This is a genomic window from Alicycliphilus sp. T452 (genome assembly GCF_054512775.1).
Genome location: NZ_JBTNEH010000005.1, coordinates 154,873 through 181,065 on the forward strand (window position 1 = coordinate 154,873; position 26,193 = coordinate 181,065).

General features: G+C 66.7%; 30 protein-coding genes and 1 tRNA gene. 22 read left to right on the plus strand and 9 right to left on the minus strand.

From position 1 onward, the window contains the following. Window positions 1–79 precede the first annotated feature (79 nt). The 10 genes from galE to tatC all read left to right on the plus strand — a co-directional run bounded on the left by galE (window position 80) and on the right by tatC (window position 6,290). Window positions 80–1,093, plus strand: a complete 1,014-nt coding sequence (gene galE, locus ACX12L_RS06355; protein WP_459261837.1) for a UDP-glucose 4-epimerase GalE — start codon at window positions 80–82, stop codon at window positions 1,091–1,093. A gap of 40 nt (window positions 1,094–1,133) precedes the next feature. Next, window positions 1,134–1,913, plus strand: a complete 780-nt coding sequence (hisF, locus tag ACX12L_RS06360) for an imidazole glycerol phosphate synthase subunit HisF (protein WP_013517781.1) — start codon at window positions 1,134–1,136, stop codon at window positions 1,911–1,913. Window positions 1,914–2,019: 106 nt separating this feature from the next. Beyond that, window positions 2,020–2,409 carry a phosphoribosyl-AMP cyclohydrolase gene (gene hisI / locus ACX12L_RS06365; protein WP_459261838.1) on the plus strand — a complete coding sequence of 130 codons (390 nt, stop codon included), beginning with the start codon at window positions 2,020–2,022 and terminating at the stop codon, window positions 2,407–2,409. A 4-nt stretch (window positions 2,410–2,413) separates the two neighbouring features. Beyond that, window positions 2,414–2,791: a phosphoribosyl-ATP diphosphatase gene (locus tag ACX12L_RS06370; RefSeq protein WP_459261839.1), complete on the plus strand. Its 378-nt coding sequence runs from the start codon at window positions 2,414–2,416 to the stop codon at window positions 2,789–2,791. After that, entirely contained in the window at window positions 2,788–3,174 is a 387-nt protein-coding gene (locus ACX12L_RS06375) for a DUF4870 family protein (protein WP_459261840.1), read from the plus strand. The genes ACX12L_RS06370 and ACX12L_RS06375 overlap by 4 nt, the downstream gene beginning before the upstream one ends. After that, window positions 3,167–4,195 carry a patatin-like phospholipase family protein gene (locus ACX12L_RS06380; RefSeq protein WP_459261841.1) on the plus strand — a complete coding sequence of 343 codons (1,029 nt, stop codon included), beginning with the start codon at window positions 3,167–3,169 and terminating at the stop codon, window positions 4,193–4,195. Before ACX12L_RS06375 ends, ACX12L_RS06380 begins: the two co-directional genes overlap by 8 nt. Before the next feature lie 36 nt (window positions 4,196–4,231). Further along, window positions 4,232–4,588: a histidine triad nucleotide-binding protein gene (locus ACX12L_RS06385; protein WP_459261842.1), complete on the plus strand. Its 357-nt coding sequence runs from the start codon at window positions 4,232–4,234 to the stop codon at window positions 4,586–4,588. Window positions 4,589–4,682: 94 nt separating this feature from the next. Then, complete coding sequence (gene tatA / locus ACX12L_RS06390) at window positions 4,683–4,928, plus strand: Sec-independent protein translocase subunit TatA (RefSeq protein ID WP_459261843.1); 246 nt, start codon at window positions 4,683–4,685, stop codon at window positions 4,926–4,928. A gap of 25 nt (window positions 4,929–4,953) precedes the next feature. Then, a complete protein-coding gene (gene tatB, locus ACX12L_RS06395; protein ID WP_459261844.1) occupies window positions 4,954–5,436 on the plus strand; it encodes a Sec-independent protein translocase protein TatB in 483 nt (160 codons plus the stop codon). Between the two features lie 65 nt (window positions 5,437–5,501). Further along, window positions 5,502–6,290 carry a twin-arginine translocase subunit TatC gene (gene tatC, locus ACX12L_RS06400; protein ID WP_459261845.1) on the plus strand — a complete coding sequence of 263 codons (789 nt, stop codon included), beginning with the start codon at window positions 5,502–5,504 and terminating at the stop codon, window positions 6,288–6,290. Window positions 6,291–6,364: 74 nt separating this feature from the next. Here tatC and ACX12L_RS06405 read toward each other — a convergent pair whose 3' ends face one another. Beyond that, entirely contained in the window at window positions 6,365–7,504 is a 1,140-nt protein-coding gene (locus ACX12L_RS06405; protein WP_459261846.1) for a S1C family serine protease, read from the minus strand. A 97-nt stretch (window positions 7,505–7,601) separates the two neighbouring features. Between ACX12L_RS06405 and ACX12L_RS06410 the strand changes: the two genes are divergently transcribed. Together ACX12L_RS06410 and pdxA are read left to right on the plus strand one after the other, a co-directional pair. Continuing rightward, window positions 7,602–8,354, plus strand: a complete 753-nt coding sequence (locus ACX12L_RS06410) for a Nif3-like dinuclear metal center hexameric protein (RefSeq protein WP_459261847.1) — start codon at window positions 7,602–7,604, stop codon at window positions 8,352–8,354. A gap of 80 nt (window positions 8,355–8,434) precedes the next feature. After that, complete coding sequence (gene pdxA / locus ACX12L_RS06415; protein ID WP_459261848.1) at window positions 8,435–9,475, plus strand: 4-hydroxythreonine-4-phosphate dehydrogenase PdxA; 1,041 nt, start codon at window positions 8,435–8,437, stop codon at window positions 9,473–9,475. Between the two features lie 65 nt (window positions 9,476–9,540). Here the strand turns inward: pdxA and mscL are convergent, their stop codons facing one another. After that, the gene (mscL, locus tag ACX12L_RS06420; RefSeq protein ID WP_459261849.1) at window positions 9,541–9,969 is read right to left on the minus strand and encodes a large conductance mechanosensitive channel protein MscL; all 429 of its coding nucleotides are present in this window, start codon (window positions 9,967–9,969) and stop codon (window positions 9,541–9,543) included. Window positions 9,970–10,094: 125 nt separating this feature from the next. On the opposite strand from mscL, the gene petA reads away from it, so the two are divergent. The 6 genes from petA to ACX12L_RS06450 all read left to right on the plus strand — a co-directional run bounded on the left by petA (window position 10,095) and on the right by ACX12L_RS06450 (window position 14,286). Continuing rightward, window positions 10,095–10,694 (plus strand): ubiquinol-cytochrome c reductase iron-sulfur subunit, encoded by a 600-nt coding sequence (gene petA / locus ACX12L_RS06425; RefSeq protein ID WP_459261850.1) that lies wholly within the window; start codon window positions 10,095–10,097, stop codon window positions 10,692–10,694. 15 nt (window positions 10,695–10,709) lie between these two features. After that, window positions 10,710–12,131, plus strand: coding sequence for a cytochrome b (locus tag ACX12L_RS06430; protein ID WP_459261851.1), 1,422 nt, complete (start codon window positions 10,710–10,712; stop codon window positions 12,129–12,131). Window positions 12,132–12,147: 16 nt separating this feature from the next. Beyond that, window positions 12,148–12,903 (plus strand): cytochrome c1, encoded by a 756-nt coding sequence (locus ACX12L_RS06435; protein ID WP_459261852.1) that lies wholly within the window; start codon window positions 12,148–12,150, stop codon window positions 12,901–12,903. Between the two features lie 92 nt (window positions 12,904–12,995). Further along, window positions 12,996–13,607, plus strand: a complete 612-nt coding sequence (locus tag ACX12L_RS06440) for a glutathione S-transferase N-terminal domain-containing protein (RefSeq protein WP_013517797.1) — start codon at window positions 12,996–12,998, stop codon at window positions 13,605–13,607. A 22-nt stretch (window positions 13,608–13,629) separates the two neighbouring features. After that, window positions 13,630–14,151, plus strand: a complete 522-nt coding sequence (locus ACX12L_RS06445) for a ClpXP protease specificity-enhancing factor (protein WP_459261938.1) — start codon at window positions 13,630–13,632, stop codon at window positions 14,149–14,151. 59 nt (window positions 14,152–14,210) lie between these two features. Then, window positions 14,211–14,286 (plus strand) — tRNA-Thr (locus ACX12L_RS06450). Window positions 14,287–14,330: 44 nt separating this feature from the next. Here ACX12L_RS06450 and ACX12L_RS06455 read toward each other — a convergent pair. Next, window positions 14,331–14,630 (minus strand): hypothetical protein, encoded by a 300-nt coding sequence (locus ACX12L_RS06455; RefSeq protein ID WP_459261939.1) that lies wholly within the window; start codon window positions 14,628–14,630, stop codon window positions 14,331–14,333. A gap of 243 nt (window positions 14,631–14,873) precedes the next feature. On the opposite strand from ACX12L_RS06455, the gene secA reads away from it, so the two are divergent. The 4 genes from secA (at window position 14,874) to ACX12L_RS06475 (ending at window position 20,387) form a co-directional block, all read left to right on the plus strand. Then, a complete protein-coding gene (gene secA, locus ACX12L_RS06460; RefSeq protein WP_459261853.1) occupies window positions 14,874–17,633 on the plus strand; it encodes a preprotein translocase subunit SecA in 2,760 nt (919 codons plus the stop codon). Between the two features lie 175 nt (window positions 17,634–17,808). Continuing rightward, window positions 17,809–19,038, plus strand: a complete 1,230-nt coding sequence (gene argJ / locus ACX12L_RS06465; RefSeq protein ID WP_459261854.1) for a bifunctional glutamate N-acetyltransferase/amino-acid acetyltransferase ArgJ — start codon at window positions 17,809–17,811, stop codon at window positions 19,036–19,038. A 54-nt stretch (window positions 19,039–19,092) separates the two neighbouring features. Next, window positions 19,093–19,965 (plus strand): ATP-binding protein, encoded by an 873-nt coding sequence (locus ACX12L_RS06470; RefSeq protein ID WP_459261855.1) that lies wholly within the window; start codon window positions 19,093–19,095, stop codon window positions 19,963–19,965. Next, window positions 19,962–20,387, plus strand: coding sequence for an NUDIX domain-containing protein (locus ACX12L_RS06475; RefSeq protein WP_459261856.1), 426 nt, complete (start codon window positions 19,962–19,964; stop codon window positions 20,385–20,387). Before ACX12L_RS06470 ends, ACX12L_RS06475 begins: the two co-directional genes overlap by 4 nt. Before the next feature lie 62 nt (window positions 20,388–20,449). Here ACX12L_RS06475 and ACX12L_RS06480 read toward each other — a convergent pair whose 3' ends face one another. From ACX12L_RS06480 to pilB, 6 genes are all read right to left on the minus strand, one after another. Further along, window positions 20,450–20,656 carry a DNA gyrase inhibitor YacG gene (locus ACX12L_RS06480; RefSeq protein WP_459261857.1) on the minus strand — a complete coding sequence of 69 codons (207 nt, stop codon included), beginning with the start codon at window positions 20,654–20,656 and terminating at the stop codon, window positions 20,450–20,452. A 1-nt stretch (window position 20,657) separates the two neighbouring features. Then, complete coding sequence (gene zapD / locus ACX12L_RS06485; protein WP_459261858.1) at window positions 20,658–21,413, minus strand: cell division protein ZapD; 756 nt, start codon at window positions 21,411–21,413, stop codon at window positions 20,658–20,660. Window positions 21,414–21,484: 71 nt separating this feature from the next. Continuing rightward, on the minus strand, window positions 21,485–22,120 hold the full coding sequence (gene coaE / locus ACX12L_RS06490) for a dephospho-CoA kinase (protein WP_459261859.1): 636 nt from the start codon (window positions 22,118–22,120) through the stop codon (window positions 21,485–21,487). Beyond that, on the minus strand, window positions 22,121–22,996 hold the full coding sequence (locus ACX12L_RS06495; protein WP_459261860.1) for a prepilin peptidase: 876 nt from the start codon (window positions 22,994–22,996) through the stop codon (window positions 22,121–22,123). It abuts the gene before it with no gap. After that, window positions 22,996–24,213: a type II secretion system F family protein gene (locus ACX12L_RS06500; RefSeq protein ID WP_459261861.1), complete on the minus strand. Its 1,218-nt coding sequence runs from the start codon at window positions 24,211–24,213 to the stop codon at window positions 22,996–22,998. Before ACX12L_RS06500 ends, ACX12L_RS06495 begins: the two co-directional genes overlap by 1 nt. Before the next feature lie 21 nt (window positions 24,214–24,234). Then, window positions 24,235–25,974 carry a type IV-A pilus assembly ATPase PilB gene (gene pilB / locus ACX12L_RS06505; protein ID WP_459261862.1) on the minus strand — a complete coding sequence of 580 codons (1,740 nt, stop codon included), beginning with the start codon at window positions 25,972–25,974 and terminating at the stop codon, window positions 24,235–24,237. Window positions 25,975–26,193 lie beyond the last annotated feature (219 nt).

The following is a 26,193-nucleotide window of genomic DNA, read 5'->3' on the forward strand; positions in this document are numbered from 1 at the left end:
TCCATCGGATTGTCACATTTGTTAACACTGCGTTTGCCACAATCCCGACCAGACTTGTACGCATATAGGAGGGATCTCTGTGATCTTGGTGACCGGAGGCGCGGGCTATATCGGCTCGCATATGTGTGTGGCGCTGGCTCAGGCGAACGAGCCGTTCCTGGTACTGGACAACTTCGGCAACAGCCGCCCCTCGGTGCTGGAGCGCATCGGCCGCATCACGGGGCGCGAGCCCGAATGCGTGCGGGGCGACGTGCGCGACGCGGCGCTGCTGCAGCAGTTGTTTGCACGCCACGAATTCACGGCGGTGATCCACTTCGCCGCGCTCAAGGCCGTGGGTGAATCGGTGCGCGAGCCCCTGGCGTACTACGACAACAACGTCGCGGGCACGGTCACGCTGCTGCAGGCCATGCGGCAGGCGGGCGTGCGCCAGCTGGTGTTCTCGTCGTCCGCCACGGTGTATGGCGACCCGGCTTCCCTGCCGATACGCGAGGACTTCCCGCTCTCGGCCACCAACCCCTACGGCTGGAGCAAGCTGATGATGGAGCAGGTGCTGGCCGACGTGGACGCGAGCGAGCCCGGCCAGTGGCGCATCGCGCGGCTGCGCTACTTCAATCCGGTGGGCGCGCACGAGAGCGGCCTGATCGGCGAGGACCCGCAGGGCGTGCCCAACAACCTCATGCCCTACGTGGCGCAGGTGGCCTGCGGCCAGCGCGAGTTCCTGAACGTCTGGGGCAGCGACTATCCCACGCCCGATGGCACGGGGCTGCGCGACTACATCCATGTCTGCGACCTGGCCGATGGCCACGTGGCGGCGCTGCGCTACCTGCGCGGGCACCCGGGCCTGCTGACGGTGAACCTGGGCACGGGCCGGCCCGTGTCGGTGCTGGAGATGGTGCGCGGCTTCGAGCAGGCCAGCGGCCGCCCCGTGCCCTACAGGCTCGCCGAGCGCCGCCCGGGCGACGTGGCGGCCTGCTGGGCCGACCCGGGCCTGGCCGAACGGCTGCTGGGCTGGCGCGCCACGCGCGACGTGCAGGCCATGTGCCAGGACGCCTGGCGCTGGCAGGACGGCGTGGCGCGCACGCTGCAGCCGTGAGCCGTGGTATCTTGCGCGCCCCAGCCGTAGAACGATTCCCATGCTTGCCAAACGCATCATTCCCTGCCTGGACGTGACCGGTGGCCGCGTCGTCAAGGGCGTCAACTTCGTCGAACTGCGCGATGCGGGCGACCCGGTGGAGATCGCCGCGCGCTACAACGAGCAGGGCGCCGACGAACTCACCTTCCTCGACATCACCGCCACCAGCGACGGGCGCGACCTGATCCTGCCCATCATCGAGGCCGTGGCCAGCCAGGTCTTCATCCCGCTGACCGTGGGCGGCGGCGTGCGCACGGTGGCCGACGTGCGCCGCCTGCTCAACGCGGGCGCGGACAAGACCAGCTTCAACTCCGCGGCCATCGCCAACCCCGACGTGATCGACCAGGCGTCCGGCAAGTACGGCGCGCAGTGCATCGTGGTGGCCATCGACGCCAAGCGCCGCCAGGGCCAGGAGGTGGCCGAGCGCGGCGAGGGCTGGGACGTGTACAGCCACGGCGGGCGCAAGAACACGGGGCTGGACGCCGTGCGCTGGGCCGAGGAGATGGCGCGCCGCGGCGCGGGCGAGATCCTGCTCACCAGCATGGACCGCGACGGCACCAAGAGCGGCTTCGACCTGCAGCTCACGCGCGCCGTGAGCGACGCCGTGGGCGTGCCCGTGATCGCCTCGGGCGGCGTGGGCAACCTGGACCACCTGGCCGACGGCGTGCAGCAGGGCGGCGCCGACGCGGTGCTGGCCGCCAGTATCTTCCACTACGGCGAATTCACCGTGCGCCAGGCCAAGGAGCACATGCGCGCACGCGGCATTCCCGTGCGGCTGTAGCTGGTTTTTGAGTCAAATCGGGCTCCAGCGCTTGCCTGAAAAGCGCTGGCAGCTATCAAAATAAATAGGCGATGCTGCGTTGCCGCAAACATTCGACAATGGCGCCATGAACTGGCTCGATCAAGTGAAATGGGACGCGCAGGGCCTGGTGCCCGTCATCGCGCAGGAGGCCGCCACGGGCGACGTGCTGATGTTCGCCTGGATGGACCGCGAGGCGCTGGCCAAAACGGCCGAGCTGGGCCGCGCCGTGTACTACAGCCGCTCGCGCGCCAGGCTCTGGTTCAAGGGCGAGGAGTCGGGCCACGTGCAGACCGTGCACGAGATCCGCCTCGACTGCGACAGCGACGTGGTGCTGCTGAAAGTGACGCAGCTCGGCCACGAGCCCGGCATCGCCTGCCACACGGGGCGCCACAGCTGTTTCTTCAGCGTGCTCAAGGACGGGGCGTGGCAGCCCGTCGACCCGGTCTTGAAAGACCCCGAATCCATTTACAGGTAAGACCATGCCAAGCAACGACTCCCTGGCGCGCCTGGCCGCCGTGATCGAGAGCCGCAAGCCCGCCAACGGCGGCGACCCGCAGGCCAGCTACGTCGCGCGCCTGCTGCACAAGGGGCCCGACGCCTTCCTGAAGAAGATCGGCGAGGAGGCCACCGAGGTGGTCATGGCGGCCAAGGACGTGGACCATGGCGCCCCTGCGGCCAAGCTCGTCTACGAAGTGGCCGACCTGTGGTTCCATTCCATGGTCGCGCTGGCCCATTACGGCCTGGCGCCGGCCGACGTGATCGCAGAGCTGGAGCGCCGCGAGGGCACGAGCGGCATCGAGGAAAAGGCGCTGCGCAAGGCCGCAGGCCGCGCCGGCGAGGAAGGAGGCGAGCCATGAGCAACGACATCATCGACGTGGAGCCCGACGAGCGTGCCGAAAGCCTCAAGGCCATCGGCTGGGTCAGCTACATCCTGCACCTGATCGTGGCCGTGGGCGCCGTGATGCCGGGCGCGCAGCCGGGCGTGGCGCTGCTCATCGTGGCGCTGGTCATCGACCTGGTGAAGAAAAGCGACGCCGAGGGCACCTGGCAGGCCAGCCATTTCGCGTGGCGCATACGCACCGTGCTGTGGGCCGGCGTGCTTTACGTCGTCACGGCGCCGCTCTGGCTGCTGTTCTTCTTCCCCGGCTGGATCGCCTGGGGCCTGATCTCCATCTGGTTCCTGTACCGCATCGTGCGCGGCATGGTGTCCATGAACAAGGGACAGGCCGTCGATGGCTGAGCAAGCACCCGCGCCGCACCTGAACCTGGCGCTGCAGGGCGGCGGCTCGCACGGCGCGTTCACCTGGGGCGTGCTCGATGCGCTGCTGGAAGACGGCGGCTTTACCCTGGAGGGCATCAGCGGCACCAGCGCCGGCGCCATGAACGCCGTGGCCCTGGCCCACGGCTTCGCCCAGGCGGCGCTGCAGCACAAGGACGCGCACGAGGCGCACCTGGCCGGCTGCGCGCTGGCGCGCGAGTCGCTCAGGCGCCTCTGGGAGGGCGTGGGCGCCATGGGCAGCCTGCTGTGGGGCGTGCCGCTGCAGGGCAACCCGCTGCTGGGCATGATGAGCCAGTGGCTCTCGCCCTACCAGACCAATCCGCTGGGCATCAACCCGCTGCGCGGCCTGCTCGAGCGCGTGGTGGACTTCGACGCCCTGTGCCATGCGCACCATGCCCATGTGCCCAAGGTCTTCGTCTGCGCCACCAACGTGCGCACGGGCAGGGGCGAAATCTTCTCGGGCGCGCGCCTGTCGGCCGACGCCGTCATGGCCTCGGCCTGCCTGCCGCTGCTGTTCAAGGCGGTGCAGATCGGGGGCGAGCATTATTGGGACGGGGGCTTTTCCGGCAACCCCGCCCTGTATCCTCTGATCTACGAGACGCAATGCGCCGACGTGCTGCTGGTGCAGATCAACCCCATAGAGCACCGCGACCTGCCCGACACCGCGCAGGAGATCATGGAGCGCATGAACGAGGTCACCTTCAACGCCAGCCTGCTGGGCGAACTGCGTGCCATCGACTTCGTGCGCCGCCTGCTCGCCGAAGGGCGGCTCGACCCGCAGCACTACAAGAGCATGCGCATGCACCGCATAGACGGCGGCAGCGTGCTGGCTCCGTTTGGCGATGCCAGCAAGGCGCGCGCCGACATGGGCTTCGTGCGCCAGCTGTTCCAGCTGGGCCGCACCGAAGGGGAGCGCTGGCTGCACCGCCACCGCCGCGACGTGGGGGTGCAGCACACCCTGCATTTGACGGACAATCATTGACTGATCGCTTCAGCCCCGTTTCCCCCCGTTTTCTCCATGCACGATCCCAATTGCCTCTTCTGCAAGATCATCGCCGGCCAGATTCCGTCCAAGAAGGTGTACGAGGACGAACATGTCTTCGCCTTCCACGACATCCACCCCTGGGCCCCCGTGCACTTTCTCATCGTTCCCAGGCTGCACCTGCACTCCATGGCGGCCGTCACGCCCGAGCATGCGGGCCTGCTGGGCCACATGATGGCGCTGGCCCCCAGGCTGGCCATGGAGCAGGGCTGCAACCCTTATCCGGACGGAGGCTTTCGCATCGTGGTCAACACCGGCACGGAAGGCGGGCAGGAAGTCCACCACCTGCACATGCATGTGATCGGCGGCCCGCGTCCCTGGCTCAGGGGTTGAACCATGGCATGCCGCCCCGCATCTAACGCGGGGTATGCCGGGCCCGGCAGGTTCGGCGGAGTCTAGAATGGACCGCATTCGTTAGGAGATTTTCATGGGATCGTTTTCCATTTGGCACTGGCTCATCGTGCTGCTCATCGTCGTCATGGTGTTCGGCACCAAGAAGCTCAAGAACATCGGCTCCGACCTGGGCGGTGCCGTCAAGGGCTTCAAGGACGGCATGAAGGACGGCGCCAGCGGCGATGACCAGCCGCCGGCCGGCGCACCCGCCGGTCAGGTGACCAACGGCCAGGCCGCCGACAAGACCACCATCGACGTGCAAGCCAAGCAAAAGAGCTGAACACCCCTTTGCCTGGGCATCCTTCATGATCGACATCGGCCTGTCCAAGATGGCGCTGATCGGCGCCGTGGCACTCATCGTCGTCGGCCCGGAAAAGCTGCCGCGCGTGGCGCGCACCGTGGGCACCTTGCTGGGCAAGGCGCAGCGCTATGTGGCCGACGTGAAGGCGGAGGTCAACCGTTCCATGGAGCTCGACGAGCTCAAGAAGATGAAGGACACGGTGGAAAGCGCCGCGCGCGACGTGGAGCAGAGCATCCAGACCAGCGCCAGCGACCTGCAGAAGGACATGGAGCAGGGCCTGGACGGCGGCTACGGCACCGTTTCCGACGCCACCGGCTCGTCGCCGGAGCTGTCCACGGTGGTTCCGGCCTACAGGCACCCGGGCAAGAACTGGCGCCTCAAGCGTGCCGCCGTGCCGCAGTGGTACAAGGCGCGTGCCGGCGTGCGCACCAAGGCGCAGTCGGGCGCGGCGCGCGTGGCGCGGTTCAGGCCCCAGAAATTCCATTGATCCCATGACGTTGGCTGCGCCGCGCGCGCAGCTGGAGCGGGCACCATGTCCGCGATACTTCCACCATGTCCGAAACGCAGAACAAAGAAGACGAGCTCGCCGGCACCGAGCAGCCCTTCGTGCAGCACCTGATGGAGCTGCGCGACCGCCTCGTGAAGGCGATGATCGCGATCGGCGTGGTCGCGGCCGTGCTGTTCTTCTATCCCGGCCCGGGGCAGCTCTACGACCTGCTGGCCGCGCCGCTCGTGGCCCACCTGCCGCAGGGCGCGACCATGATCGCCACCTCGGTGATCTCGCCCTTCATGGTGCCGTTGAAGATCCTGCTGATGACGGCCTTCCTGATCGCGCTGCCCTTCGTGCTGTGGCAGGTGTGGGCCTTCGTGGCGCCGGGCCTGTATTCGCACGAGAAGCGCCTGGTGCTGCCGCTGGTCATCTCCAGCACGGTGCTGTTCTTCATCGGCGTGGCCTTCTGCTATTTCTTCGTGTTCGGCCAGGTGTTCAGCTTCATCCAGGGCTTCGCGCCCAAGAGCATCACGGCCGCGCCCGACATCGAAGCCTACCTGGGCTTCGTGCTCACCATGTTCCTGGCCTTCGGCCTGGCCTTCGAGGTGCCCATCGCCGTGGTGGTGCTCGCGCGCCTGGGCCTGGTGAGCGTGGACAAGCTCAAGAGCTTTCGTGGCTACTTCATCGTGGCGGCCTTCGTGGTCGCCGCCATCGTCACGCCGCCGGATGTGGTCTCGCAGCTGGCGCTGGCCATCCCGATGTGCCTGCTGTATGAAATCGGCATCTGGGCGGCGCAGCTGTTCATCCGCAACACCCAGGCGCCCGAGGACACGCAGGAATCCGCTTCCTGAACGGTTTTCGATAAAAAACAGCTGCCAGCGCCCATGTACCAAGCGCTGGCAGCTATTTTTTTGAGAGTGAATCCCTAGCGGCGCTGCTGCACCCGCGGGCGCGTTCCGGGCACCACCGACACCTTGATCTGCGTATCGCCGCGCTGCAGTTCGAAGCTCGCCGCCTGGCCCGGCTGCAGGGCGGCCACGGCCGTGAGCAGCTGCGACACGTTGTCGGTGGGCTTGCCGGCCACCTGCAGGATCACGTCGCCGGGGCGTATGCCGGCCTGCGCGGCGGGGCCGCCCTGCAGCACGCCGGTGATGATCACGCCCTCGGTGGCCTTCACGCCGAAGGTCTGGGCCAGCTCGGGCGACAGCTCGTTGGGCTCCACGCCGATCCAGCCGCGCGTGACCTGGCCGTCGCGCACGATGCCCTCGAGCACCTGCCTGGCCGTGGACACGGGTATGGCAAAGCCTATGCCCATGCTGCCGCCGGAGCGCGAGTAGATGGCGGTATTGACGCCCATGAGGTTGCCGTTCACGTCCACCAGCGCGCCGCCGGAATTGCCCGGGTTGATGGCCGCATCGGTCTGGATGAAGTTCTCGAAGGTGTTGATGCCCAGGTGCGTGCGCCCCAGCGCCGAGACGATGCCGCTGGTCACCGTCTGGCCCACGCCGAAGGGGTTGCCTATGGCCAGCACCTGGTCGCCCACGGCGAGCCTGTCGGAATCGCCCAGCACGATGACGGGCAGCTTGTCCAGCTGCACCTTGAGCACGGCCAGGTCCGTCTCGGGGTCCGTGCCGATGACGGTGGCGCGCGCGCGCCGGCTGTCGGTGAGCGTGACCTCGATTTCGTCGGCCCCCTCGACCACGTGGTTGTTGGTCAGGATGTAGCCGTCGGGGCTGATGATCACGCCGCTGCCCAGGCCCGTCTGCGCCTGCGGACCCTGGTCGCCGAAGAAGAACTGGAACCACGGGTCGTTGCTGCGCGGGTGGCGCACCTCCTTGCTGGTGTTGATGCTCACCACGGCAGGCGCGGCCTTGCGCGCGGCCGCGCTGAAGCTGCCCGCCGCGGGCTGGGCGCCGGTGGATGGGGGCGCCTCTATGAGCGAAATGCCCGCGCCGTTCGTGGCCGGTCCGCGCTGCAGCCAGCCGGGCTGCAGCGTGGTGACGACGAAGTAGGCGGCGAGGAGCACCGTCACGGCCTGGGAAAACAGCAACCAATAGCGCTTCATGATGGATGGTGGTGGGAAGATCGCGGCAATGAAAGTGCCCATTGTCGCGTGTCTGCGGGGCGCAGATCGTAACCACGCTCTTGGCACAATCGGAGCCATGAGCATTCAGCGACATGATCTTCTGGCCCGTTTCGACGCCCTGCTGCAGCCCGAGCGCTTCAAGGACTACGGCCCCAACGGCCTGCAGGTCGAGGGCAGAGGCGAGATTGCGCGCATCGTCAGCGGCGTCACGGCCAGCCGCGCGCTGATCGACGCTGCCATTGCGGCGCGTGCCGACGCGATCTTCGTGCACCACGGCCTGTTCTGGCGCGGCATGGATGGCCGCGTCACCGGCTGGATGAAACAGCGCCTGCAGCGCCTGCTGGCGCACGACATCAACCTGTTCGCCTACCACCTGCCGCTGGACGCACATGCCGAGCTGGGCAACAACGCGCAGCTCGGCCGCGTGCTCGGCTGGCGGGCGGACCAGCGCTTTGGCGATCAGGAGCTGGGCTTCGCCGCCCCCGCGGCCTTTGCCGGCGCCGCCGAACTGGCCGCGCACGTGCAGGCGGCGCTCGGGCGCGGCGTGACCCTGGTGGCGCCCGAGGGCGAGCGCCCGATCCGGCGCGTGGCCTGGTGCACGGGCGGCGCGCAGGGCTTCTTTGAATCCGCCATCGCCGCGGGGGCCGACGCCTTCATCACCGGCGAGATTTCCGAGCCCCAGACCCATCTGGCGCGCGAGACCGGCGTGGCTTTCATCGCCGCCGGCCACCACGCCACCGAACGCTACGGCGCGCCCGCCGTCGCGGCCCACGTGGCCGGGCAGCTGGGGCTGGAACACCGGTTCATCGACATCGACAACCCCGCCTGATGGAGCGTTGTACTATGTTTAACGTAGCTACTTGCGCTTGAAGGACGGGCGTTTGAGCCCTGTTTTGCATGAATTCCCCCATGAACGCACCCCTTCCCCTGGCCATCACCCAGGGCGACCCCGCGGGCATAGGCCCCGAGATCGTGGCCAAGGCCTTCCGCGATGCGCCGCAGGACCTGCGCGGCTGCTTCGTCGTGGGCGACCTGGCCACGCTGCGCCGCGCCGCGGCCTGCATAGAACGGCCGGGCCAGGTCAGCCTGCCGGTCGCGCTGCTGGACTCCCCGGGCGCGTGGGCGCAGGTGCCGCCGCGCTGCCTGCCCGTATGGCAGCTGCCCGGGCTGGCCGGCAGCCTTGCGCCGTGGGGGCAGGTGAGCGCCGAGGCCGGGCGCGCCGCCGCGGCCTGCGTGGTCTGGGCGGCGCGCGCGGCGCTGCGCGGCGAGATCGCGGGCCTGGTGACCGCGCCCCTGCACAAGGAGGCGCTGGCCGCCGCGGGCGTGCACTACCCCGGCCACACCGAGCTGCTGCAGGCCGAGGCCGCGCACCACGCCGGCGTGCCCGTCGCGCAGATGCCGGTGCGCATGATGCTGGCCAGCGACGAACTGCGCACGGTGCTGGTCAGCATCCATGTGTCCCTGCGCGACGCCGTTGCCGCCGTGACGCTGGACAACGTGCTGCAGACGCTGCGCATCACGCACGCCGCGCTCTCGCGCAGCCTGGGCCGCGCGCCGCGTATCGCCGTGGCGGGGCTCAACCCCCATGCCGGCGAGGGCGGCCTGTTCGGCACCGAGGAGCGCGAGATCATCGCGCCGGCCATTGCGCAGGCGCGCGCCCAGGGCATCGACGCGCGCGGCCCCTACGCGCCGGACACCGTCTTCATGCGCGCGCGCTCCACGGCCGGGCGGGCGGGCGAGTTCGACGTGGTGGTGGCGATGTACCACGACCAGGGGCTGATCCCCGTGAAGTACCTGGGCGTGGACAAGGGCGTGAATGTCACGCTGGGCCTGCCGCTGGTGCGCACCAGCCCGGACCATGGCACGGCCTTCGACATCGCCGGGCAGGGGGTGGCCGACGCGTCCAGCCTGATCGAGGCCGTGCGCATGGCGCGCAGGCTGGCATGGTGAACAACTGTCAGGCAAGCAAACGTCCGTGGCATCCGTGCCACGGACGTGCGGATTCGGGGCAGTAATCAGCGCTTGAGGCTGTCGCGGATCTCGCGCAGCAGCACGATGTCCTCGGGCGTCGCGGCTTCGGGGGCCGGCTCGGCGGGCGCTTCGCGCTTGAGGCGGTTGAACTGCTTGATCATCATGAAGATGATGAACGCGAGGATCAGGAAGTTCACCGCCACGGTGATGAAGTTGCCATAGGCGAAGACTGGCACGCCGGCTTTCTTCAGGGCATCCAGGGTGCGCGCCGTGCCTTCGGGCACGCTGCCCAGCACGACGAAGAGATTGGAAAAATCGAGCTTGCCGAACACCAGGCCGACCACCGGCATGATGAGATCGGCGACGACGGAATCGACGATCTTGCCGAATGCGGCGCCGATGATCACACCCACGGCCAGGTCGATCACGTTGCCCTTGACGGCAAATTCCCTGAATTCCTTTGCAAGGCTCATATTGAAACTCCTTTGATGTAGATAAAGACGCTCCTAGCTTAAGCGCATGAGCGGCCTTGGAATAGCCATGTTCACTCCGCTACAATTTGTGGTTGACCCCATAGCGATGCATACCAAGGATTCCCATGAGTCAAACTCCAGTCGACTCCAGCAAGCGGACGTGGCTGATTGCCTCCGGCTGCGCTGGCGCGGTGGGCGGCGTTGCAACCGCCGTTCCTTTTGTGAGCGCCTTTCAGCCTTCCGAAAAGGCCAAGGCCGCAGGCGCCGCCGTCGAGGTGGATATCTCGGGCCTCAAGCCCGATGAAAAACTCACCGTGGAGTGGCGCGGCAAGCCCGTGTGGATCATCCGGCGCTCCAAGGAGCAGCTGGCCGAGCTGCCCAAGCTCGACGGCCAGCTGGCCGACCCCGAATCCAAGCGCCATCCGGACGAGTTCACGCCGCCCTATGCGCGCAACGAGTGGCGCTCCATCAAGCCCGAGATCCTGGTGGTGGTGGGCATCTGCACCCACCTGGGCTGCTCGCCCACCGACAAGTTCACGCCGGGTCCGCAGCCCTCGCTGCCCAACGACTGGCAGGGCGGCTTCCTGTGCCCCTGCCATGGCTCGACCTTCGACATGGCCGGCCGCGTGTTCAAGAACAAGCCCGCGCCCGACAATCTCGAGGTGCCGCCGCACATGTACCTGTCGGACACCAAGCTCCTGATCGGTGAAGATAAAAAAGCCTGAGGGGGGCACTGACAAATGGCTGCTTACCGCGAATTCAAGGAAGTCTCGCCCAATGCATCGGCGGGCGCCAAGCTCACCAACTGGCTGGAAAACCGTTTTCCGACGGCCTTCGACGCCTACAAGGTGCACATGTCGGAGTACTACGCTCCGAAGAACTTCAACTTCTGGTACATCTTCGGCTCGCTGGCGCTGCTGGTGCTGGTGATCCAGATCGTCACCGGCATTTTCCTGGTGATGAACTACAAGCCCGACGCCGCCAAGGCGTTCGAGTCGGTCGAGTACATCATGCGCGACGTGCCCTGGGGCTGGCTGATCCGCTACATGCACTCCACGGGTGCCTCGGCCTTCTTCATCGTCGTCTACCTGCACATGTTCCGCGGCCTGCTGTACGGCTCGTACCGCAAGCCGCGCGAGCTGGTCTGGATCTTCGGCTGCGCCATCTTCCTGGCGCTGATGGCCGAGGCCTTCATGGGCTACCTGCTGCCCTGGGGCCAGATGTCGTACTGGGGCGCGCAGGTGATCGTGAACCTGTTCTCCGCCATCCCCTTCGTCGGCCCCGACCTGGCGCTCCTGATCCGCGGCGACTACGTGGTGGGCGACGCTACGCTGAACCGCTTCTTCAGCTTCCACGTGATCGCCGTGCCGCTGGTGCTGCTGGGCCTGGTCGTGGCGCACCTGCTGGCGCTGCATGACGTGGGCTCGAACAACCCCGACGGCATCGAGATCAAGGGCCCGGGCAAGCCGGTGGACGACAAGGGCCATCCGCTGGACGGCGTGCCCTTCCACCCCTACTACACGGTGCACGACATCTTCGGCGTGGGCATCTTCCTGTTCATCTTCTCGGCCGTGATCTTCTTCGCGCCCGAGTTCGGCGGCTACTTCCTGGAGTACAACAACTTCATCCCCGCCGACCCGCTGAAGACGCCCAACCACATCGCCCCGGTGTGGTACTTCACGCCGTTCTATTCGATGCTGCGCGCCATTACCAGCGAGATGATGTACGCACTCATCGCCTGCGTGGTGCTGGGCGCCGGCTATGGGGTCCTCAAGGCCAGGCTGCCCGGCATCATCAAGGGCGGCATCGCGGTCGCCGCGGCCGTGGTCATCGCCCTCATGCTGTCCATCGACGCCAAGTTCTGGGGCGTGGTGGTGATGGGCGGCGCCGTCATCATCCTGTTCTTCCTGCCCTGGCTGGACTGCAGCCCCGCGCGCTCGATCCGCTACCGTCCGGGCTGGCACAAGTGGCTCTACGCCATTTTCGTGGTGTGGTTCGTGGTGCTGGCCTACCTGGGTACGCAGGCGCCTTCGCCGGTGGGCGAGCGCGTGTCGCAGGTGGGAACGCTGTTCTATTTCGGATTCTTCTTGCTCATGCCCTGGTGGACGCGGCTTGGCACACCCAAGCCCGTGCCTGACCGCGTGACCTTCAAGCCCCACTGAGCCGGAGACGACAACAATGAAAAAATTCATTCTCACGCTGGTCGCAGCCCTGGGTCTGGTTGCGGGTGCCCATGCCTCGGGAGGCGGGATGGCCTGGGACAAGGCGCCCGTGAACACCACCGACACGGCATCGCTGCAAAACGGTGCCAAGCTGTTCGTCAATTACTGCCTGAGCTGCCACTCTGCGGCCTTCATGCGCTTCAACCGCCTGAAGGACATAGGCCTCACCGACCAGCAGATCAAGGACAACCTGCTGTTCACCACCGAAAAGATCGGTGAGACCATGAAGGCGGCCATCGATCCCAAGCAGGCCTCTGCGTGGTTTGGCGCCAACCCGCCCGACCTCACCGTGATCGCGCGCTCGCGTGCAGGCTCGGGCGGAACCGGTGCAGACTACCTCTACACCTTCCTGCGCACCTTCTACCGCGATGACACCAAGGCCACGGGCTGGAACAACCTCGCCTTCCCGAGCGTGGGCATGCCCCATGTGCTGTGGCAGCTGCAAGGCGACCGCCGCGCGATCTTCGAGGAGCACGAAAACCATGGCCAGACCGAGCATGTGTTCAAGGGCTGGGAGCAGGTTTCGCCCGGCACCATGACCGATCTGCAATACGACCAGGCCGTGGGTGATCTCGTGAACTACCTGCAGTGGATGGGCGAGCCGGCGCAAAATACGCGTATTCGCGTGGGCGTGTGGGTGCTGCTGTTCCTGGCCGGCTTCACCTTCATCGCCTGGAGGCTGAATGCGGCCTACTGGAAGGACATCAAGTAAGCACTTGAGCCTTTGCAGCGCGTCTTCCGCTCAGCCTTGTACAGAGTGGGTGCCATGGCACCCACTCTTTTGATTTTTAGGAGCTTCTCACCATGATGGTGCTTTACTCGGGCACGACCTGCCCCTTCTCCCATCGTTGCCGTTTTGTCCTGTTCGAAAAGGGCATGGATTTCGAGATCCGCGATGTGGACCTGTACAACAAGCCCGAAGACATCAGCGTGATGAACCCCTATGGCCAGGTCCCCATCCTCGTGGAGCGCGACCTGATCCTGTATGAGTCCAACATCATCAACGAATACATCGACGAACGCTTCCCGCATCCGCAGCTGATGCCCGGCGACCCGGTGGACCGCGCGCGCGTGCGCCTGTTCCTGCTCAACTTCGAGAAGGAACTGTTCGTCCACGTGAACACGCTGGAGTCGCGCGCCACCAAGGGCAACGAGAAGGCGCTCGAGAAGGCCCGCGCCCACATCCGCGACCGCCTGACCCAGCTCGCTCCGGTGTTCCTCAAGAACAAGTACATGCTGGGAGAGGGTTTCTCCATGCTCGACGTGGCCATCGCGCCCTTGCTCTGGCGCCTGGATTACTATGGCATCGAACTCTCCAAGAACGCCGCACCGCTGCTCAAGTACGCCGAGCGTATCTTCTCCCGGCCGGCCTATATCGAGGCGCTGACGCCCTCGGAAAAGGTCATGCGCAAGTAAGCGGTATCCTCTTTCGCGCATGATGAACGCTCAGGACTTTCCCTCCACGCGCCCTTACCTGATTCGTGCACTGTACGAATGGTGCACGGACAACGGCTTCACGCCCTATCTGGTGGTGCGTGTGAATGACTCGGCACAGGTGCCGCGCGAGTACGTCAACAATGGCGAAATCGTGCTCAACGTCAGCTACGAGGCCACCAGCGGGCTGCAGCTCGGCAACGATTTCATCGAGTTCAAGGCGCGCTTCGGCGGCAAGCCCTGCGACCTCCTGATCCCGGTGAACAGGGTCATCGCCATCTACGCGCGCGAGAACGGCCAGGGCATGGCCTTTCCCCTGGAAGAGGAGGGGGACGAGAAGACGGACGTTGTACCGCCCCGGCCCGCGGGTGTCGTGAGCGTCGCCCCTGGAGGCCCTGAGCGCGCCCCGGTACAACTGCAGTCCATCGACGGCTCGGCAGGCGAGGGCGCGGACAAGGATGCGCCGCATCCGCCGCCGCAGCCATCGGGGGGCGGCCGCCGTCCGTCGCTCAAGCGCATCAAGTAGGGACGGAACAGGCGCAAGAGGGGAGTTGCGCCATTCGGGGCGGCTAGAATGCTGCCTTCGCCGGTTTAGCTCAGTTGGTAGAGCACCCGCCTTGTAAGCGGTAGGTCGTCAGTTCGAATCCGACAACCGGCACCACTTTCCTGGCTTTTCCTCGGCCAGTCGACCAGCCCTCCGGTGGCTCATCTCTGAATCTTCAGGCGTATGGAGGCTACCTTCCACCCCCGGCTGCGCAGATGCGCCTGAAATGCCGGCAGCAATTGCCGGACCTTGGCCGCCGCGGCATTGCTGCTGACCAGCAGGCACCAGCAATCGTCCTCGATCGGGCCTGCCTGGATGGCGGGGCGCAGCATGGGCGGAATCAGGGGCTCTATGGCCTTCAGGCGTTCGCTGGAGTCGCGCGTCAATGCCGTCAGCCGGGCCAGGGTCGGCGATTCCTGCGTGGCCTGGTGCAGCGAGATGGCGTAATGGCGGCGGTTCATGGCAATCGGGTCAAGCGCCAGCGGCGACGGGAAGCAGGGTTGGAGATTATTGCGGATGCCCGGCCGGTGCGTGGCGCCCATGGTGGCAGGCCATGGCGCAAAGGTAGAATTACCCGTTTTCGGGCTCGCCACGCTGGTTGCAAGCATTTGCAATTTTGGGCGAATGCCCCATCTGGATTCACTTCATCTTAGGGACTCCGGTCGCTCTGCCGCCTCGCTTGCGTGCAGCGCGGTCCTGCTTGCATGGCCACCAATTTCCTCACCAAACTGTTCGGCAGCCGCAATGACCGGCTGCTCAAGCAATACCGCAAGACGGTTGCGCGCATCAATGCCATAGAGCCCGAGTACGAAAAGCTCAGTGACGAGGCGCTGCGCGGCAAGACGCAGGAGTTCAAGGACCGCATCGCCAAGGGCGAATCGCTCGATGCCATCCTGCCCGAGGCCTTCGCCGTGGTGCGCGAGGGCTCCAAGCGCGTGATGAAGATGCGCCACTTCGACGTGCAGCTCATCGGCGGCATGGCGCTGCACTACGGCAAGATCGCCGAGATGCGCACGGGCGAGGGCAAGACGCTGACGGCCACGCTGCCCGTGTACCTGAACGCCCTGTCGGGCCAGGGCGTGCACGTGGTCACGGTGAACGACTACCTGGCCGGCCGCGACGCGCAGTGGATGGGGCGCCTCTACAACTTCCTGGGGCTCACCGTAGGCATCAACCTGCCGCAGATGCCGCGCGAGGAAAAGCAGGCCGCCTACCAGTCCGACATCACCTACGGCACGAACAACGAGTACGGCTTCGACTATCTGCGCGACAACATGGTGTACGACGCGCGCGAGCGCGTGCAGCGCGGGCTCAACTACGCCATCGTGGACGAGGTGGACTCCATCCTGATCGACGAGGCGCGCACGCCGCTCATCATCAGCGGGCAGGCCGAGGACCACACGGCCATGTACGTGTCGATGAACAAGGTGGTGCCGCTGCTCACGCGCCAGGAGGGCGAGGCCGACCCGCGCACGGGCGAGGGCGTGATCAAGCCCGGCGACTTCACGGTGGACGAGAAGACCCACCAGGTGTTCCTGACCGAGCAGGGCCACGAGAACGCCGAGCGCATCCTGTCCAGCCAGGGGCTGATTCCCGAGGGCGCGTCGCTCTACGACCCGGCCAACATCACGCTGGTGCACCACCTGTACGCCGCGCTGCGCGCCAACCACCTGTACCACCGCGACCAGCACTACGTGGTGCAGAACGGCGAGATCGTGATCGTGGACGAGTTCACGGGCCGCCTGATGGCCGGCCGCCGCTGGAGCGAGGGCCTGCACCAGGCCGTGGAGGCCAAGGAGGGCGTGCAGATCCAGGCCGAGAACCAGACGCTGGCCTCGATCACGTTCCAGAACTACTTCCGCCTCTACGGCAAGCTCGCCGGCATGACCGGCACGGCCGACACCGAGGCTTATGAATTCCAGGAGATCTACGGCCTGGAGACCGTGGTGATCCCGCCCAACCGCCCGAGCCGCCGCGACGACCAGCTCGACCGCGTGTACAAGACCACGCGCGAGAAGTACGAGGCGGCCATCGCCGACATCCGCGAGTGCCACGAGCGCGGCCAGCCCGTGCTGGTGGGCACCACGTCGATCGAGAACTCCGAGATCATCGACGAACTGCTGAACAAGGCCGGGTTGCCGCACCAGGTGCTCAACGCCAAGCAGCATGCGCGTGAGGCCGACATCGTGGCCCAGGCGGGGCGCCCCGGCATGATCACCATCGCCACCAACATGGCCGGCCGCGGCACCGACATCGTGCTCGGCGGCAACGTGGAGAAGGCCGTGGCCGCGCTGGAGGCCGACGAGTCGCTCTCCGAGGCCGAGCGCGCCGTGCGTATCGAGGAGCTGCGCGCCCAGTGGAAGCAGGACCACGAGAAGGTCACGGCGCTGGGCGGCCTGCGCATCATCGCCACCGAGCGCCATGAATCCCGCCGCATCGACAACCAGCTGCGCGGCCGCTCGGGCCGCCAGGGTGACCCGGGCTCCTCGCGCTTCTACCTGAGCCTGGACGACCAGCTGATGCGCATCTTCGCGGGTGACCGCGTCAAGGCCATCATGGACCGCCTGAAGATGCCCGACGGCGAGGCCATCGAGGCCGGCATCGTCACGCGCAGCATCGAGAGCGCCCAGCGCAAGGTCGAGGCGCGCAACTTCGACATCCGCAAGCAGCTGCTCGAATACGACGACGTGGCCAACGACCAGCGCAAGGTCATCTATCAGCAGCGCAACGAGATCCTGGACGCGCCCGACCTCGCCGCCCTGATCGCCGCCATGCGCGACGACTGCCTGGCCGACGTGGTGCGCCAGTACGTGCCTGCCGAGTCCGTCGAGGAGCAGTGGGACCTGGCCAGCCTGGAGAAGGCCCTTGCCAGCGACTGGCAGATCCAGCTGGCCCTGCAGCAGGAAGTGCAGGGCTCGGACGCCATCACCGACGAGGAGATCCTGGAGAAGGTGCAGGGCGCCGCGCGCGAGGCCTTCGAGGCCAAGGTGGCCCAGGTGGGCACCGAGAACTTCACCCAGTTCGAGCGCATGGTGCTGCTGCAGAGCTTCGACACCAACTGGCGCGACCACCTCTCCGCGCTCGACTACCTGCGCCAGGGCATCCACCTGCGCGGCTATGCGCAGAAGCAGCCCAAGCAGGAATACAAGCGCGAGGCCTTCGAGCTGTTCCGCCAGCTCATCGACCAGGTCAAGAACGAGGTCACGCGCCTGATGATGACCGTGCAGGTGCAGTCCAACGCCCAGCTCGACGAGGCCACGCAGGCCATGGAGGAGCGCGGCGAGGGCATCAGCAACGTGACCTACACCTCGCCCACCGAGACCGGCGAGGTCGAGACCCTGGTCGATGCCCAGACCGCCAGGGCCCAGCAGGCGGCCGTGCCCGGGGTGCGCGTGGGCCGCAACGACCCCTGCCCTTGCGGCAGTGGTAAAAAATACAAGCAGTGCCACGGCAAGCTCGCCTGAGAGAATCAGGAACAGCCCCCTGAGCGGCTGCGCCGCTTCCCCCTTCTCTCGGCTTCGCCGGGAAGGGGGACGACACCGGCGCGGCGGGGCGGCCCTTGCGCGGTGTCCGCTGGCATGGGTCGCGCCAGTTGCATGGACTTGTACCCGTGTTTTGCATTCTCAAGAAAGACGACCTATGCCCGTGAATCTCTCAGCTCCCATCGCTCAGGACCTGCATCCCGTCGCCGGGGTGCGCATCGGCGTTGCCGAGGCCGGCGTGCGCAAGGCCAGCCGCAAGGACCTGACCGTGTTCCTGCTCGACGAGGGGACGACGGTGGCCGGCGTGTTCACGCAGAACCGCTTCTGCGCCGCGCCGGTGCAGGTGTGCCGCGAGCACCTGGACGGCGAACAGGCCATCCGCGCCATGGTGGTCAACACGGGCAACGCCAACGCCGGCACGGGCGCCGACGGCCTGGCGCGCGCGCGCGCCACCTGCGAGGCGCTGGCGGGCCACCTGGGGCTGGCCGCCAGCCAGGTGCTGCCGTTTTCCACCGGCGTGATCATGGAGCCGCTGCCTGTCGAGCGCATCACTGCTGCCCTGCCCGCGGCGCTGGCCGACGCGCAGCCCGCCCACTGGGCGCGCGCCGCCGAGGGCATCATGACCACCGACACCGTGCCCAAGGCGTTCGGCACGCAGGTGCAGATCGGCGGCGCCACGGTGTCCGTCACCGGCATTTCCAAGGGCGCGGGCATGATCCGCCCGAACATGGCGACCATGCTGGGCTTCCTGGCCACGGACGCCTGCATCGCGCCCGGGCTCGTGCGCGACCTGGTGCGCGATCTGGCCGAACAGTCCTTCAACCGCATCACCATCGACGGCGACACCAGCACCAACGACTCGTTCGTGCTGATGGCCACGCACAAGGCAGGGCATGCGCCCATCACCTCGCTCGATAGCCCCGAGGGCCGCGCGCTCAAGGCCGCGCTGCTGCAGGTGGCGCAGCAACTGGCCCAGGCCATCGTGCGCGACGGCGAGGGCGCGACCAAGTTCATCACAGTGCGCGTGGAGGGCGGCAGGACGGCCGGGGAATGCCGCCAGGTGGCCTACGCCATCGCCCATTCGCCGCTGGTCAAGACGGCCTTCTTCGCCAGCGACCCGAACCTGGGGCGCATCCTCGCCGCCGTGGGCTACGCGGGCATCGCAGACCTGGACCAGACGCTGATCGACCTGTACCTGGACGACGTGCACGTGGCCGTGCAGGGCGGGCGCAACCCGCAGTACCGCGAGGAGGACGGCCAGCGCGTGATGAAGCAGCAGGAGATCACCGTGCGCGTGGTGCTGGGCCGCGGCGACGCGCAGGACACCGTGTGGACCTGCGACCTGAGCCACGACTACGTGACCATCAACGCCGACTATCGCTCCTGATTGCTTTTGTTTTGATAGCTTCCACCGCTTGCTGGATAAGCGCTAGAACCCGAAATGACTGATAGATTCGACCAACTGATCGCGCGTGCCGAGCAGCTCATCTCCCGCATCGAGGCCGTGCTGCCGCGGCCGCTGTCGGCACCCGACTGGTCCGCCGCCATCGCCTGGCGCTACCGCCGCCGCAGCGGCGGCCATGGCGTGCTCGAACCCGTGCGCCACGTGGCCGGCATGCGCCTGTCCGACCTCAAGGAGATCGACGCGCAGAAGGAGAAGATCCAGCGCAACACGCAGCAGTTCGTGGATGGCAGGCCCGCCAACAACGTGCTGCTGACGGGCGCGCGCGGCACGGGCAAGTCCTCGCTCATCAAGGCCTGCCTGAACAGCTACGCGCCGCAGGGCCTGCGCCTGATCGAGGTGGACAAGGCCGACCTGACCGACCTGCCCGACATCGTGGAAGTGGTCTCGGGCCGGCCCGAGAAATTCATCATCTACTGCGACGACCTGAGCTTCGAGGAGGGCGAGGGCGGCTACAAGGCGCTCAAGTCCATCCTCGACGGCTCGGTGGCGGCAAGCACGCCCAACGTGCTGGTCTATGCCACGAGCAACCGCCGACACCTGCTGCCCGAGCAGATGAAGGACAACCTGAGCTACACCACCGCGGCCGACGGCGAGATCCACCCCGGAGAGGTGGTCGAGGAGAAGATCTCCCTGTCCGAGCGCTTCGGCCTGTGGGTGAGCTTCTACCCGTTCAGCCAGGACGAATACCTGGCCATCGTCGCGCAGTGGCTGTCCTCGTTCGGCGTGGGGCCGCAGGACATCGAGGCCGCGCGTCCCCAGGCGCTGGTCTGGGCGCTGGAGCGCGGCTCGCGCAGCGGCCGCGTGGCCTACCAGTTCGCGCGCGACTTCGCCGGGCGGCAGGGCGCATGACCCGCAAGCACACCGAGGTCGCCGTCGGTATCCTGCTGAGGCAGGACGGCGCCCTGCTGCTGTCCACGCGGCCCGAGGGCAAGCCCTACGCGGGCTACTGGGAGTTCCCGGGCGGCAAGATCGAGGCTGGCGAGACCGTGGAGCAGGCGCTGCGCCGCGAGCTCATCGAGGAACTGGGCGTGACCATCGGCCCCGCCGAGATCTGGAAGGTGACCGAGCACGACTACCCCCACGCCCTGGTGCGCCTGCACTGGTGCAAGGTGCACGAGTGGAGCGGCGAGTTCGAGATGCGCGAGGGCCAGACGATGCGCTGGCAGCAGTGGCCCGTGCAAGTCAGGCCCGTGCTACCCGGCGCCTACCCCGTGCTGCAGTGGCTGGCCGAGGAGCGCGGCGAAACGTTCGACCCGTCCGCGCTCGGTTGACTATGGAAAAGATAGCTGCCAGCGCTTGACAGATAAGCGCTGAAGGCTGATTTCGTTCGTATTCACGGAAGGCGCTTGGGATCGCCGTACTCCGCATCCTCGGGCGGCGATTCGGCGGGCACTCGGAAGTCCTCGTTCGCCCAGGCGCCCAGGTCGATCTGCCTGCAGCGCTGGCTGCAGAACGGCCGGAACGGGTTGGCCGGGCCGTAGAGGCCGGGCCCGCCGCAGGTGGGGCAGGGCACGGTGCGCTGAGGGGCCGGGCTGTTCATGTCAAGAGCACAGCGTCAGCTCGAAGGCCGCGTCCTCGTTGCTCGGCACCAGCTTGCCTCCTTCCTCCTGGCGCATGAGCCGCACCGAGACGATGAGGCGGTTGCCGCTGATTTCCGGGATGAGTTTCAGCGCCGGGTCGATGCGCAGGCGCAGCAACTGGAAGGTGCGGCCCTGGGGCAGGTTCTGCTGGAACTGGCCGCGTTCGGCGGCGACCTTCTGCGGCAACCCCGAGTCGCGCAGCAGGCGCAGCAGCAGATAGATGGACTCCGCCAGCGGGCTCAGGGTGGCGGCCCAGTCCTGCAGGTCGTGCTGGCGCGCCTGCGGCGGGTGGTGCTGCCAAGCGTAATAGGCGGGCAGGTCGAAGCCGCAGGTGCCGCCGGGAATGCCCACGCGGCTGCGTATGCTCATGAGCCAGTCGTTCTCGGTCAGCGCATGCCCGGCCTTGCCATTTTGCGCGTTGAGCGCGGCAAAGCACTGGTCGAGCTGGGCGATCACGCCGTCGAGCACCGTCTCGGAGATCGACGGGTTGCCGCGGTAGGCGTCGAGCTGGTGCTTGTGCTTCTCCAGGTCCTTGAGCACGTCGGCCTTGAGGTCCGCGCGCGCCGCCACGTCCATCACCTCGAACATCGTCACCAGCGCATAGTGGTGGTCCAGCGGATGCGTGCGCGCGATGAGCTCGCCCAGGCGTTGAAACAGCTGCTCAAGCCGCAGATAGGTTCTCAGGCGCTCGTTGAAGGGGTATTCGTAAAGGATCACGCTACGGGGTTCCTGGGTGCGCACTGTCAGGTATCAGGGCGGCTGCTGCGCATCGCGCCAGTGCGCCTGCATCATAGCCCGAACGAGGCCGCGACCCGGCGTGCCATTGTTTGCAGATCCGACAGCGCCAGGCCGTCGTTGTAGACCACGAAATCGGCCGCCGCGCGCCGCGTGGCCCGGCTGCTTTGCGTGGCCATGATGGCGCGGACGGCATCCTCTGCCAGGCCGCTGCGCGCCTGCACGCGGGCGACCTGCGTGCCCTCGCGGCAATCGACCACGAGCACGGCATCGAGCTCGCGCGGCCAGCGCTCCGACTCGGTCAGCAGCGGTATGTCGAAGACGATGAGGCGGTGGCCTGCTTGGCCTGCCGCCGCCGCGGCCTGCGCGATCGCGCTGCCCACCAGGGGATGGACGATGGCTTCCAGCCGCTCCTTGGCGCTCGCGTCCGCGAAGACCAGCGCGCGCATGCGGGCGCGGTCCAGCGCGCCCTGGTCATCGATGTAGTCGGGGCCGAAGCGGGCGCGGATGGCGGCTATGGCCGCGCCCCCCGGCTGCGTCACCGACCGGGCGATGCCGTCCGCGTCGATCAGCGCCGCGCCGCAGACCTGCAGCATGGCGGCAAAGGTGCTCTTGCCGCTGCCGATGCCGCCGGTCACGCCCAGCCGTACGGGCCGGGGGCGGGCAGCTGTGCCGGGTGCGCCTGCCATCTACAGCCCCAGGGTGGAGAAGATGGCCTGCATGATGCGCGCCGGCCCCCACAGCATGGCGGCCAGGCCGCCTCCCGCCAGGAACGGACCGAAGGGCACGTACTTGCCCTCGCGCAGGCTGCTGGCGAACTTCATCGCGATGCCGACGAGGGCACCGATGACCGACGCCATGAGGACGATGGGCACCAGGGCCTGCCAGCCGAACCATGCGCCCAGGGCCGCGAACAGCTTGAAGTCGCCATAGCCCATGCCCTCCTTGCCCGTGGCGAGCTTGAAGCCCCAGTAGACGAGCCACAGCGATACATAGCCCGCGGCCGCGCCGATCACCGCGTCCACCGGCTGCACGTCTGTCCAGCGCAGCACGGAGGCCAGCAGCCCGGCCCACAGCAGAGGCAGGGTGATGTCGTCGGGCAGCAGGGTCGTGTCCCAGTCGATCAGGGCTGCAGCCACCAGGGCCGCGCAAAAGCCGCACCAGGCCAGCGTCGTGAAGGACCAGCCCCAGCGCAGGGCGCAGGCATAGAACAGGGCGGCGGTGGCCAGTTCGACCAGCGGGTAGCGCACGCCGATGCGCGTGCCGCAGCCCGAGCAGCGGCCGCGCAGGGCCAGGTAGCTGAGCACGGGAATGTTCTCGTACCAGCGCACCTCGTGCCCGCAGGAGGGGCAGCGCGAGCGCGGCGTCAACAGGTTGAAGGGCTCCGCCGGCGCGGCGCCGCCCTGTGCCGGCAGGCCGGCATCCTGGGCGTACTGCGCGCATTCCGCGGCCCACTGCCGTTCCATCATGCGGGGCAGGCGGTGGATCACCACGTTCAGAAAGCTGCCGATCAGCAGGCCCAGGACGCCGACGAGCACGGCATCCGCAAACGCGGAACCCGTCATCAGACCACTTGCCCCAGCTTGAAGATGGGCAGGTACATGGACACCACGATGCCGCCGATGAGGGTGCCCAGGAACACGATGATGATGGGCTCCATGAGGCTGGACAGGCCGGCCACCATCTCGTCGACCTCGGCCTCGTAGAAGTCGGCCGCCTTGCCCAGCATGTGGTCGATGGAGCCCGATTCCTCGCCGATGGCGCACATCTGCAGCACCATGGACGGAAACACGTTGGCATTGCCCATCGCCGCCGTCAGGCTGGTGCCGGTGGAGACCTCCTGCTGGATCCTGTCGGTGGCCACGGCATAGACCGAATTGCCCGAGGCGCCGCCCACGGAGTCGAGCGCCTCCACCAGCGGCACGCCGGCGGCGAACATGGTCGACAGGGTGCGCGTCCAGCGCGCCACGCAGGACTTTTCGATCAGGGCGCCGAAGATGGGCATCTTCAGCAGGAAGCGGTCCATGGTGCGCTGCATCTTCTCGCTGCGCCTCCAGGCCTGCATGAAGAAATAAAAGCCCCCCCCGATGACGCCGAAGATCAGCCACCAGTAGGCGACGAAGAATTCGCTGATCGCCATCACCAGCAGCGTGGGCGCGGGCAGGTCGGCGCCGAAGGAGGTGAACACTTCCTTGAACGCGGGGATCACGAAGATCATGATCACCGTGACCACGACGAATGCGACGACGAGCACCGAAATCGGGTACATCAGGGCGGAGCGGATCTTGGACTTGATGGCCTCGGTCTTCTCCATGTAGGTGGCCAGGCGGTCCAGCAGCGCCTCCAGGATACCGGCCGCCTCGCCTGCCTCCACCAGGTTGCAGTACAGGCTGTCGAAGTACATGGGGTATTTGCGGAACGCGGCGTTGAGCGAGGTGCCGGTCTCCACGTCGGCGCGTATGTCGTTGAGCAGCTTGGTCACGCTGGCGTTGGTATTGCCGCGCCCCACGATGTCGAACGACTGCAGCAGCGGCACGCCGGCCTTCATCATCGTGGCCATCTGGCGCGTGAACAGGGCGATGTCCTTGGGCTTGATCTTCTTGCCCCCGCTCATCCGGCGCTTCTTGATCTTGGTGGGCAGGACGCCCTGGCGGCGCAGGGTCGCCTTAACCTGGTTCTCGCCGGCGGCCCGGACCTCGCCACGCACGACCTTGCCGCTGCGGTCCTTGCCCTCCCACTCGAAGACGAAGTCCTTGATGTCCCTTGATGCGATGGTCGCCATGGTGCCTTCTCGCTGAGATGTTTATTCGTTGGTGACGGCCAGGACCTCTTCCAGGGAGGTCAATCCCATCCTGGCCTTGTGCAGCCCCGATGCGCGCAGGCTGCGCACGCCCTCCCGGCGGGCCTGCTCGGCGATGTCCAGGGCGCTGCCGTCGCGCAGGATGATGCGCTGGATCTCCTCGGACACCGGCATCACCTGGTAGATGCCCACGCGGCCCTTGTACCCGTTGTTGCAGGCAGAGCAGCCGACGGGCCGGTAGGTGACCCAGGAGCCATCGATCTCTTCTTCCTTGTAGCCCGCCTCCAGCAGGGTCTCATGCGGTATGTCGGCTGGCGCCTTGCATTGGGGGCACAGGCGCCGCGCCAGCCGCTGCGCGGTGATCAGGATCACGCTGGAGGCGATGTTGAAGGGCGCGATGCCCATGTTGCGCATGCGCGTGAGCGTGGTCGGCGCGTCGTTGGTGTGCAGCGTGGACAGCACCAGGTGGCCCGTCTGGGCGGCCTTGATGGAGATGTCGGCGGTCTCCAGGTCGCGGATTTCGCCCACCATGATGATGTCCGGATCCTGGCGCAGGAATGCCTTCAGGGCCGTGGCGAAGGTCAGCCCCGCCTTTTCGTTCACGTTCACCTGGTTCACGCCCGGCAGATTGATTTCCGAGGGGTCCTCCGCCGTGGCGATGTTGACTCCGGGCTTGTTCAGCAGGTTCAGGCAGGTGTAGAGCGAGACCGTCTTGCCCGACCCCGTGGGGCCCGTCACCAGGATCATGCCGTAGGGCCGGCTGATGGCCTGGAGCAGGCGCTCCTTCTCCTCGGGTTCGTAGCCGAGCGCGTCGATGCCCATTTTGGCGCTGCTCGGATCGAGGATACGGATCACGATCTTCTCGCCGAAGAGCGTGGGCAGGGTGCTCACGCGGAAATCGATCACGCGGTCCGGCCCCACCTTGAGCTTCATGCGGCCGTCCTGCGGCACGCGCTTTTCCGATATGTCCAGGCGGGAGATCACCTTGATGCGCGATGCCAGCTTCTCCTTGATGGCAATCGGCGGAGACGCGATTTCCCTGAGTTCGCCGTCGATGCGGAAGCGCACGCGGTAGTTGTGCTCGTATGGCTCGAAATGCAGGTCGGATGCGCGCATGTTGAACGCATCCAGCAGCATCTTGTGCAAAAACCTGACGACGGGCGCGTCCTCGACTTCATTCGGGGCGGCCTCCGAACCCTCCTCCGAGGCTTCTTCGACGGAGATGTCGCCGAATTCGAAGTCGCCGCTGTTGACGATGCTGTCAAGGGTCTCGCTGCCGCTCTTCGTGGTCGCATCCACCAACTGGATCAGCTTGTGGTATTCGGCCACGATCCAGTCCACGCCCATCTGCGTGGTGAACTTGATTTTTTCAGCGGCCTCCTGATTGGTCGGGTCGGCCGTTGCCACGATCAAGCGATTGCTGCGCTTGCCCAGGGCAACCACCCGGTAGGCTTGGCACAGCTTGAAGTCCAGCAAATCCTTCGGCAGACGCTGGCGATCGATGGCTTCTACGTCCACCAGCGGCGCCCCGAAGATGGAGGACACGGTATGGGCAAGGTCGCTGGAGGTGATCGCGTTGGATTCGGTCAGTTCTGCGATGAAGCTGGTACGCGTTGCTTGTGACTTCTTGTAGATTTCCTCGGCAGTTTTCTGGTCCAGCTTGCCCACAGACATCAGTGCGCGCGCCAAACCGGGTAGCGCGACGGGTTGCGCCACTTTCTGTGCGGTATCTACGGAAGCCATGTAACCAACCGATTCTTGTGGGAAGAAAGGAAACGCCCGGATCATCGCCGATTGCCCGGGGCGTGTACAGATTTGCCTGTCATGGGCGTTGCGCGGAGGACGGGAGTGGCCGCTGCGGCCCGGCCTGACCGCCTGTGGGCCATGCGCAACGGCCTGCGGGGCCTGCGCTCTGAATGCCAAGCCTGGGACATTGCAATGAAAAGAGCCAAACCAGCTGGA